This is a genomic window from Methylobacterium sp. NEAU K, from assembly GCF_030700285.1.
GTDB lineage: Bacteria > Pseudomonadota > Alphaproteobacteria > Rhizobiales > Beijerinckiaceae > Methylobacterium.
The window spans coordinates 18,547-28,041 of sequence record NZ_JAUYZJ010000049.1 but is presented as its reverse complement, the minus strand read 5'-3'; the positions used below and the strand labels follow the sequence as shown (position 1 = coordinate 28,041).

6 protein-coding genes and 1 pseudogene are annotated in these 9,495 nt (G+C 61.5%); 3 read left to right on the top strand and 4 right to left on the bottom strand.

Annotated elements, in window-relative coordinates:
* Window positions 1-16: 16 nt before the first annotated feature.
* Together Q8W67_RS24865 and Q8W67_RS24860 are read right to left on the bottom strand one after the other, a co-directional pair.
* A pseudogene (locus Q8W67_RS24865) lies at window positions 17-720 on the bottom strand (IS5 family transposase).
* Between the two features lie 2,136 nt (window positions 721-2,856).
* Complete coding sequence (locus tag Q8W67_RS24860; protein ID WP_305550513.1) at window positions 2,857-3,117, bottom strand: hypothetical protein; 261 nt, start codon at window positions 3,115-3,117, stop codon at window positions 2,857-2,859.
* Window positions 3,118-3,400: 283 nt separating this feature from the next.
* Here Q8W67_RS24860 and Q8W67_RS24855 point away from each other — a divergent pair, with 283 nt between their 5' ends.
* The 3 genes from Q8W67_RS24855 to Q8W67_RS24845 all read left to right on the top strand — a co-directional run bounded on the left by Q8W67_RS24855 (window position 3,401) and on the right by Q8W67_RS24845 (window position 6,496).
* Complete coding sequence (locus tag Q8W67_RS24855) at window positions 3,401-3,610, top strand: hypothetical protein (protein WP_305550512.1); 210 nt, start codon at window positions 3,401-3,403, stop codon at window positions 3,608-3,610.
* Between the two features lie 756 nt (window positions 3,611-4,366).
* Window positions 4,367-5,887, top strand: coding sequence for a hypothetical protein (locus Q8W67_RS24850; protein ID WP_305550511.1), 1,521 nt, complete (start codon window positions 4,367-4,369; stop codon window positions 5,885-5,887).
* 321 nt (window positions 5,888-6,208) lie between these two features.
* On the top strand, window positions 6,209-6,496 hold the full coding sequence (locus Q8W67_RS24845; protein ID WP_305550510.1) for a hypothetical protein: 288 nt from the start codon (window positions 6,209-6,211) through the stop codon (window positions 6,494-6,496).
* Between the two features lie 5 nt (window positions 6,497-6,501).
* On the opposite strand, the gene Q8W67_RS24840 is transcribed toward Q8W67_RS24845, so the two are convergent.
* Both Q8W67_RS24840 and Q8W67_RS24835 read right to left on the bottom strand, forming a co-directional pair.
* Entirely contained in the window at window positions 6,502-8,082 is a 1,581-nt protein-coding gene (locus tag Q8W67_RS24840; protein WP_305550509.1) for a CYTH and CHAD domain-containing protein, read from the bottom strand.
* Window positions 8,083-8,459: 377 nt separating this feature from the next.
* Complete coding sequence (locus Q8W67_RS24835) at window positions 8,460-9,281, bottom strand: universal stress protein (protein WP_305550508.1); 822 nt, start codon at window positions 9,279-9,281, stop codon at window positions 8,460-8,462.
* Window positions 9,282-9,495: the final 214 nt, after the last annotated feature.

The following is a 9,495-nucleotide window of genomic DNA, read 5'->3' as shown; positions in this document are numbered from 1 at the left end:
TAGGGTCTGGACTCGATCAGCACCAGAAAGCGATGACGGCGGCGAGGGCGACGGCTGAGGCATAGTTGCGGGCGAGCTTGTCATATCGGGTCGCGACGCGGCGGAAGTCCTTGAGGCGGTTGAAGGTCGCCTCGATGCGCCAGCGCTCCCGATAGCGCCGCTTGTCGTGGCGGATGCGTCGTTTGCGACTGCGCTTGCCCGGGATGACCGGCGTGATGCCCTGCGCCCGCAGATCGGTGCGCAGCCAATCGGCATCGTAGCCCTTGTCGGCAGCCAGCCGCCGGATCCGGCCAGGCGCTTCGGCCAGCACCGCAGGCGCGGTCGTCACGTCGCTGGCGTTGCCGGGCGTCAGCAAGAGGACGCCGGGGCGGCCGAGGACATCGGTGAGCGCGTGGATCTTGGTCGTCTGGCCGCCGCGCGACGGGCCGATGGCCTGTGTCCGCGCCCCCCTTTGCCGCCGTGGGCCGAGCGGTGGGCCCGCACATAGGTGCTATCGAGGGCGGCCGCATCGCCCGCCCACCCGGCCTTGGCCAGGTCCGCCAACATGGCCTTCCAGAAGCCGCGCCGCGACCATCTGTTGAACCGGTTGTAGACGGTGGTGCGCGGCCCATACTCCGCCGGACAATCACGCCAGCGGCATCCCGATGTGAGCACGTGCAGGATGCCGGAGATGATCTGCCGGTCGTCCTTGCGCTCGGGGCCGGGCTGGTCTCTGGGCATGAACGGCTCGATCACCGCCCACTGCTCATCGGAGAGCCAGAACAGGTCCGCCATCGCCACCTCCAGGCTGCAAAACAGTCGCCTGGAATCACAAACTGGCAAACCCGGCAACAGCTTGGTTCGGTTCACACCCTAGCAAAATCGAGGGTGGTGCGGGGTCCCGGTCGGCGCCGATTGAGACCCCACCATCTTCTCGATTATTTGAACGATATCAAAGCGATAATGCAGTTTCGGCCGGGGTCCCGCTTCGGGGCCGATCCACATCGGTGATCACGAGGTCGACCCCGCCCTCGCATGCCCCGAGCCGTTCCAGAGCCTGGAAGCTGGACGCTGCCTCGACGACTGTATGACCAAGATCATCCAGCATCTCGGCAGTGCAAGTCCGCACCAGTTCGTCGTCGTCAGCGAGAAAAATCTTGAATTTTCCTGCCGCTTCACCCAAGTGGCCGAGTCTTGACGCGTACACGGCTCGTGACATTGTCTTCGACCAGCAGAATCGTCTTAAGCTACGGAGAGGTAAACGGTGGATCGTCTGCAGCAACGGCATCCAAAAGGCGCCTCATTGGATTTTTGTTGCGCTTCTACTGCCCCAACGCGCAAGGGACGACGACAAGTCGCGGCCTTCTAACCGAAACGGAGCCTAATCGGAGCGGTGACTTATTGTCCCGGAACGGCCGAGTTCACGCGGTGAGGCTCGGCCGCCCTGTTGAGCGGGAGAACCGTGACGCGAACGGAACTGGACAACCTAAGTATGTTTTGTCGTTTCCGCAGAGAAGGCAGGAAGGCCCGGGGGAGCCAATCAGCAGCATGGTTTGCTATTGCTTCAGTAACAGCAGTGGAGTCGAAGCTGACTCGGGCGTGCAAGGCGCTCCTTAAAGCAGCTGTCCAGAAGCACCTGAGCCCGCAGCCCAGTGAGGGGACGAGGCTGTCTGTGTTCAGTGGGCGAACGTCCAAATTGCCACAGTCTTGAAACCATTTCGAAAAAGCCAAATTTCAAGCGAATGTTTCGGCGTAGCTCGGCCAAAGTGGGCGATCTGCAGCCCATCGGCGCGACTCGACACCTCATGGTCGTCGGGCGTGACGGCTTCCTGTCGCCTCGGGCTACGATCTCAATCTCTTGCCTCTCTACGCTCGTGCTGCTCACCGCTGGCGCTGCGTGGCTTGATCGGTACAGCCGTGGGTTCCAGTCGACGCCTACCCGTCCTGTAGCATCTGTAGTGCCCGGCACCGCTCCATCCCCGGCTACCTTTCCATCGTGGGTATAGGTCCCGCACCTGACAAGGCCGCGCTCGCACGCCGACGATCCGGATACCTTCTCCCCCGCGGACGGACCCAGAAGCTTTCTGGATCCGAACTCAGCGGACACGGTGGAGCAGCCGGCCTTCCTGCCGCCACGCGCCAACCCCCGCCTTCCACTACTCGGCCGAGCTCCCCTCGACGCGGCGCGCCTGACGCACGAGCAGCCGCCTGCCTGGAATGAACGCACCGAGCGTCAGGACAGCGCAGTGTCGAATCCGCCGTCTGTAGTGTCGACGCTCGCGCCGGATGTACCGCAATCGACGCTGGATCAAGCTGGGTCGCATGTGACGCCGACCCCGCCGGCGAACTCGGTGTCTACGCCGATCCTCGCACCTAATCCGGCTCAGATGCCGTCCCCACTCGAAGCCGTCATTGGGCCTGCGCAGCCAGTTACTGCGTCACCGCCACCAGGACGCACGGCCACGTTCAGCCCGGACCCCGTGCCACAAGTGGTCGACCGCGCGACCGAGATCACGCCACCAGGCCCGAGAGTTGCGGCACCGATCCTGAACCCCGGTCCGGCAAAGCACGCTCAGTCGTTGGGGCGAGCAGCGATTACAGCCACGGGCTCACGAGTGCCTGACCGCGACGCGGAGCAGACGGCGAGCATCATCAGTCCGCCCAAGCCAGCTCGCGCGCGGGTCGATGCCGGCGCGGTCACGCATGCCTCACTGCACCGGCCGCGAGCTGTTCGCTTACCCGCCACGCCTACCACGCGCGCGCCGCCATCGTCGCGTTCTGGTGTTGAACGGGTCCGCAGGGCAGGATATGCCTTAAATCAATTGATGAGATCAACAAGCGGCGCAATTCTTCCGGGTAATTGGCTTTATTTACATCTTATAAAGTATAAAAATCCAGCTTTCCGCATTGAATGCAGCGCCACGCCGAAATCCTCCTCCGACTATTCTCCAGTTGTTTTCGCTTGATTTTTGACTCCTGAGCGGCGGCTCCCCAGCCGACGACGGCCGTCCCCTGCGCATCATTCAAGCCAGGAATGACTTCAACCCATTCTATTGGGAAAGTTTGCTGTTTGATATTAAGCTGGCCTTCCTGCATGGATGCGCCGCATCGAATGCACTTAGCCTTGATGTCTGACATGTGAGCTCGACTCCTGTGATGTCGGGCGAGTCCAGGCACCGCAAGCCGTAGCCATAAGGAATGCGCGGCAAAGATTTAAATAGCGCTTATTGTTGCAGATCTAATTTTAATTCAAGGCCGTTTCTGCCAACGGGCATATTCTTAATCCACCGGTGCTCGCGTCAGTTGGTCGAACCCATTGTCCGGCCGCTACAGCAATCGCGTTCAATAGCGTATTTCAGCCGTGACGTTCGCGCTCGTCCCTGATGTTGATCGAGTCCCAACCCTAGCTAGGATCGAGCACATGGCCAAGAATGCCAAGAAGTCCGAAGCCGAGGATCACTCGGAAGCCCTAAAACAGGAGACTGACAAAACCTCTGCTAAGATTGATGACGCGTTTGGCAAGCTCGCGAAGAAATGCCGGGCTAAATATGACAACGCAAAATCAAAAATTGGTCAGATGAAGCATAATACAAGGCGCGCAGTGTTGCTGCGGCGATTCAAATTATATTGAGACGCATCAAGTTACATTGAAGACCGATTAGTGCACAGAAAAGATACCCCAGATGACAAAAATGACTAGAGATTTGATTTAAATCTCATTATTTTCTTGATATTCAAGATGCACGAGCGCTTATCCTGCCGATAAATATGCACTCTGTCCATATCGAGCCACTGATTTGCTTTAGCGTATCATTGTAGCGTGATAAAATTAGTGATGGACTGATGATCCGCATGCTCGCCGGCTGCGGCAAGCTCATAGGCCCAGGGCGGAACGTAATCTTGTCATGTCCTCGCCCGGCTTCGGCATACCAAGTCGTCGAGTGCATCGTGGAAGTGTTGCGGGCATCGGGCTGTAGCAGTCGGAGCTGAGCGCTTCCCGTTCGGGTCAGGCAGGCAGTCTAGAACTCAGACGCCGGCTATACATGTGTGGCAAATACATCGCATTGCTGAGCCGAGATGGTCAGGCGTGCGGCTTGCGATCTGACGCATGTGTTTGTCACAGAAAGGGTTTCCCTTTTCTGCCGATACCTCAAAGCGTCGAGCGTCATCAGAGCGTCATGGACAATGAGTATCGGACTCGCCAAAATTAAGTCGCAACGAAATATATTGCAGTCGATTCATCCTAATAAGAGGCGAAGTCCGAATAATGATATCTTGTCTTGCTGAATTTCGCTCTACATATGCTGCCGTTGTACTGTCTTGCACTGGATTGGCGTTCAGTTCTACGCTCGGATACGCCGAGACTGCCGACGCTGTCGCCGCGCGCATGGACGCGATGCAGAGGCAGATCCTGGCCATGCAGAAAGAGCTGCAAAATCTTCGTCGCCAGTCGGCCGAGCAGAAGGCACAGACCCAGGCTATCGTGCAGCAGGCCCGTGTACCGCAACGATCCGGTCCAACGCCCCTCATCAGCAAGGACGGTGTCCTCCCTGCCATCGTCGAAGCAGATCTCGCCTGCGGTTCAGGCAGCTACGCGCTAGGTAACCGTATCTGCTTCACACCGGGTGGGTTCATCGAACTCGCCGGCATCTATCGTACACCCAACGAGGCGGCCGACGTCGGCAGCGACTTCGGCGGCATTCCTTTCCGCAACAGTCCCCTGTCCCGCGAGAGCGAGTTCCGCTTCTCCGCCCGCCAGAGCCGGCTAAGCGGTCTCTTCACCGGCATGGTCGACCCGACCATCAAAGTCTCGGCCTACTACGAGTTCGACTTCCTGGGTGCTGGCGTCACCTCCAACTCCCGCGAGAGCAACAGCTACGTTCCGCGCATCAGGCAGGTCTTCGCCTCGATCGACTCGCTCGACAACGGCTGGCATTTCCTGGCCGGTCAAGCCTGGAGCTTGATCACCACCAACACGGCTGGGATCACCCCGCTCAAGGAGCAGATCCCGCTCACCATCGACGCGCAATACGTGCCGGGCTTCAACTGGTCGCGCAACCCGCAGATCCGCATCGTCAAGGACGTAGCGCCGGGCCTCTGGGCGGGTCTGTCGCTGGAATCGCCCCAGAGCGTGCTGCCGCCGAGCCCCTTCGCGGCGCCCGCCAACGTCAACCTCAACAATATCGGCGACGCGGCCGGCCTGCTCAACAACTCGACCACCTACTCGAACAACAGCGCGCCGGACATCATCGGCAAGCTCGCCTTCGAGCCGGGCTTTGGCCATTACGAGCTCAAGGGGCTGGTGCGCTTCTTCGACGACCGGCTGATCGCCACCAACCTGAACGCCACGACCCGTCTACCCGGCCGTACCGAAACCGCCATGGGCTACGGCATCGGTGGTTCGGCGAGCTTCCCGGTGCTGCCATCGCTCCTCGACGTGCAGCTCAGCGGCCTCTACGGCCAAGGCATCGGACGCTACGGGTCCTCGCAGCTGCCGGACTTCGCCCTGAAGGCTGACGGCACCATCGCGACCATACCGATGTTCCAGCTGCTGGCGGGCGTCGTCGGCCACGTTCAGCCCGGCACGGACGTCTATGCCTATGCGGGCTGGGAGCATGCCCAGCGCACCGGCGCCTTGAGCTTGGTCGGCTATGGCTCGCCCACCCTGGTCAACAGCGGCTGCGACATCGAAGGCGCGTCCGCCTCGACCTGCCAAGCGGAGAGCCGAAACGTCTGGCAGGTCACGGCTGGTTTCTGGCATGACCTCTACAAGGGCAGCTATGGCCGCGTGGTTGCGGGCGCTCAGGGCTCCTACACGACACGGGAGGCTTTCCGCGGTGCGGCCGGATTGGCGCCCTCGACGAACATGGTCGTGGGCCTGGTATCGCTGCGCTACTATCCCTTCTGATCGGGACGGGCCGACCTGGGGCCGGGTCAGCGCCGGTCCCAGGTCGTCTCCTGATGAGCGCATGATAAATTGGTCGGAGTTCCGTCTAGCTTCATCTTAACCAGTGTATGGTACTGTTGTATGCTGCGCTCGCGCGAGCATTCGACGCTGAGATGCGAGGCTCCGAGATCGTCTCGAAGACAGAGTTCGAACGGCCCGAAATCTCGGCAGCGCCCAGCGGCATGGTATCGGCCGTGTAGGTTGGCCGGGTGGTGAACATAGGGCCTACCCAAGCACCACCTCGGCACTCGGTTTCGCATAGCTGCCGCGCAATGACCGAGCATGAGCAACGTCGTTTCCTTTCCGAAGGACCGAGGCCGCAGCGCTGGTGGCAGACAACCCATCGTCGTAACCGTCACTGATCACGACGGCTCGACGCTCACGACCATCTCGATCCTCGCGCCGTCGGAAGTCGTGTGCCTGCTCGTGCCGACCGAGCCTGTGAGGCGGATGCGCGCCATCGCGGCGCTGCGCTACGCGCTCACCAAGCTCGAAGAGCCCGACGCCGATCCTGAACCCGATCCTGAAAACGGATCCGACTGGACGCTGCTCTGCAGCAGAGTTCCGTAGACGCCCTAATCCTGACCTGACGACAGCGCACGGGCAGCAGCCGCTATGAACCGCCAAAATGGCTTAGTATCTACCAATTCTTTATGAGCTTCGGCCGCAGCCGTCAAAAGCTCGTGCGTACGCGCTTCGAGGTCCGCGACCGTCATGCCAGCTGCAAATAAGGCTGAGGCGCCGGCATGTTCGCTTGCGACCTGCCGGACAACCTCGTGACCGGTGGCTATGTCATTGAGCGCGCCAAGATGATCTTGCAGCCGGGAGATGACCTTAGTGAAGGCGGCGTGACGCTTCATCGCCTTCTGATTCGGGTACAGCCTCGCGAAGAACTCGACGCCGTAGCGCAGCTTCTTGGCCGCAATGCGCACCTTGTGCCGATCCTCGGGGCCGAGTTCATCGAGGTGGCGGCCGCGCTTCTTCACCTGACGACGACGTCGATCGAGCTCACGCGCTGAGAACTCGCGCGCAGGTTGCTTTGGTGATCCTGCGCCGTCCCTATCGTCCGCGCGCAGCCAAGGACCGCTGTTGATCCAGGCGACGAGATCCAGCAACAGCGTGCGCCACTCCGGGGACCGCAACAGCCTCTCGACAGCTTCATATGCCTTGGTTCGATGGTCCTCCAACTGCGTCTCGAGGTTGAGTAAGCCCGCCTCGTCCGGGTGCCGCTGCCGTTCAACGGGCAGCGTCGTGGCGAGGAACACGTCGAGATTGCGAGCCTGGCCCAGTGGCTGCGTCAGGCGCTTCAGTTCGGCTTTGATGCGCGTACCCGGTCCGTCCTCGACAAGGTCACCGAACAGCGAGAACGCCGAGCGCAGCCGCCGGATCGCGACACGCACCTGGTGGAGGGCCTCCACGTCGCGGCCCTTCAGCAGGATATCCTCGTTCAGCCGCATGTGGCGCAGGCAGGCATGTGCGATGGATTGAAACGCCTCGGCAGCGCTCATGTCCACGCGCAGCGGTACAGGCTCGGCCTTGCGGACGCGGTCGAGGTCCCCGGAAACGAGACTGTAGCCTCTTTCCGCCTTGCTGCGCACGCCAAGGTGCAACGGCACCAACGCCGCGACCGCATCCGCCAGCACGAATACGTCGTCGGAAGAGCCCTCCTTCAGCTCCAGCTCCACCTCACAGACCGTCGTCGCTCTGTCGCCGGCGCTCGGTGCTGTGATCTGGCCGCTGTCCAGGGCGACCTCGATGCGGGAGCTGCCCTGCTCGACGAGGTAGGTGCGCCTCCTCACGATGGTGGTGAACAGGGGCTGCAGCTGGTCTTTGCGCCGCAGAACCTTGCGGAGCGGTGTATCGACCAAGGCCGCAAGGTCTGGCTCGGGGCCGCTCACCTCCTGCTCCCATTCGGGTCGATTGAAGAGGCCGTCCCCCTCGGCCTTGAGTGTTTGGATGAAGCGCTCGCCACTCTGGCGTATCCGCAACTCGAGACCGGCCTCGCGCAGGCGCTGCTCAGCTGTGTCGAAGTAGATCGAGGTGAGATCCGTCTCTCTCTGCTCGGAAGCCTCCTGCAGGAGGGGATGCGCCTGAAGAGTAGCAAGGTCGGAGGGCTCGCATTTCAGCTTCAGTTCAATCTCACGCGGTTCGCTCATCCGGCCCGTCCCGATCCATATGTTGGCTGCAGGACGGCAACGTTGCCGCGTCGCAGCACCTCAGGTCAGCTCAACGCGCTGAAACGCCCCGGGATCGACTGCCGCCGAACCACAGCTTAAGCTGCCATCGATCCTGCGGACCACCGGTTCGTGATCGAAGGGCAGCTGCGTGAACCTGGTTTGTCAGTGCGGAAGGCTGCCCGCGCTTCTCGGAGCGTTTCATGGAAGCCGTGGCCTGGCATCGAATGCCTCCCGAGGTGAGCGTTGGCCTTGCGCCGCCGCGGAGACAAGTATGTCACACGCGGGAACGGCAGAGGCGGGGCTAGGTAAACACGATCAGGAGCTGCTCGCCTCACGGAGCCAATCAGAGCAGGTTCTCAGTGCGACATCATCACCGGGATCGTCATCCGGCAGAGCATATCGCGACTCGTCCCGCCGAGGCAGAGTTCGCGCAGGCGGGAATGGCCATAAGCTCCCATAATCAGAAGGTCGGAGCCGCTCTGGGCGACCTCGCCCAGCACGGTCTCGACGACGGATGTGGCACTGAAGGTAGCGCGATAGCCGGCGTCAATGCCGTGACGAGCCAAGTGCGTTGTCAGCCGATGGCTGCGTTCGCTGACGCCGGCGACAGCTTCGGTCTGCACGGTGACGACGTTCACGCGTCGTGCGCGCAAGAGAAGCGGCAAGGCATCGGCCACGGCGCGTGCGGCCGGAGCGCTCCCATCCCACGCGACCGTAACCGCATCGAACCGCGCTGACGGGCTCCAGTCCTTCGGAACCACGATCGTCGGCCGTCCTGACCCGAGCAGGAGATCCTCCAGAAAGACGTCTGCCGGCTTCTCGCGGCGAGTTCCACTCTGCTCGATGATCGCGAGGTCGTGCGTCCGCGCGAGATCGAGCAGCCGGTTCCTCACGACGCCTGGACTATCGCGGAGCGTATCGGTCTCGACTGCGACATCGCGCGTTTTGGCAGCGTAAGCAAAATTCGCAGCTGCTTCTCGGGCAACTGCAAGCGCCTCCTCACGCGCCGACACGACAAGATCGTAGCGCACCTCCGCCAGAGCGAAATCCTCGGAGCCGCCCTCCGGCTCAACGCACACGCAAGTCGTGGCAGCCCCAAACGTCTGCGCCAAGGATAGCGCATAGGGACCGGCAGCATCGCCGATGGCGTCGGTGACGACAAGCAGATCCTTGATCATCGAAACCGTCCTTTGTTGAGCGCTGCGGAACAGGCGCTCGGGCGCCCGGTGGCGGCCACCGCCGCGGCGACAATCAACGGTTCGTGCCAAAAGGAAGAGTCCGCATTGATCGACCGCAACCCCCCGGACGGAAGGCAGCCTAACTTCGCGACAAAATACAGGACAGGCGATGACGTAATTTTATTAGCCGGATTAATAAATATTTTTAATGCAT